The 521-nt window shown below is 67.6% G+C and carries 1 protein-coding gene; it reads right to left on the bottom strand.

Annotated elements, in window-relative coordinates; translation table 11 throughout:
- A partial coding sequence (locus ACI3KT_RS18520) for an ABC transporter ATP-binding protein (protein WP_404905877.1) occupies nt 1–469 on the bottom strand: 469 nt, incomplete at its 3' end.
- Between the last annotated feature and the right edge of the window lie 52 nt (nt 470–521).

Below are 521 nucleotides of genomic sequence, written 5' to 3'. Positions count from 1 at the left end.
CGAGGAACAGCAGGTCGGGCTGTCCGATGATGCCGAGCGCGACATCGACGCGTCGGCGTTGGCCGCCCGAGAGCTTGCGGACGGGCGTCTTGGCCTTCTCGGTCAGACCGACCGCGGCGATCACCTCGTCGACACGGCGGGCACGCGGATAGAACCCCGCGAAGTGCGTGAGCAGCTCCTTCACCGAGGCGGTCGGGGCCTCGCCGGTGTTCTGCAGCACGATCCCCAGGCGCGACTTCCACTCCAGCGTGGCGTGGTGGGGATCGACGCCGAGCACCGACACCGTTCCGCCGCTGCGGTTGCGGTATCCCTCGAGGATCTCGATCGCGGTGCTCTTGCCCGCCCCGTTCGGGCCGAGCAGCGCGAAGGTCTCACCGCGAGGGATCTCGAAGCTGATGCCCTTGAGCGCCTCGAATCCCCCGCGATAGGTCTTGGTGAGGTCGGACACCTCGACGACGGATTCGGTCATGTCTTCGAGGATGACGTGAACGGATGCTGCGCACCACGCTCACGGGCAGGTC

The organism is Microbacterium sp. ZW T6_19 (assembly GCF_044987465.1).
Lineage (GTDB): Bacteria > Actinomycetota > Actinomycetes > Actinomycetales > Microbacteriaceae > Microbacterium > Microbacterium natoriense_A.
Note: the sequence above shows the minus strand (reverse complement) of the source record. Positions and strands in the feature narration are given on the sequence as shown.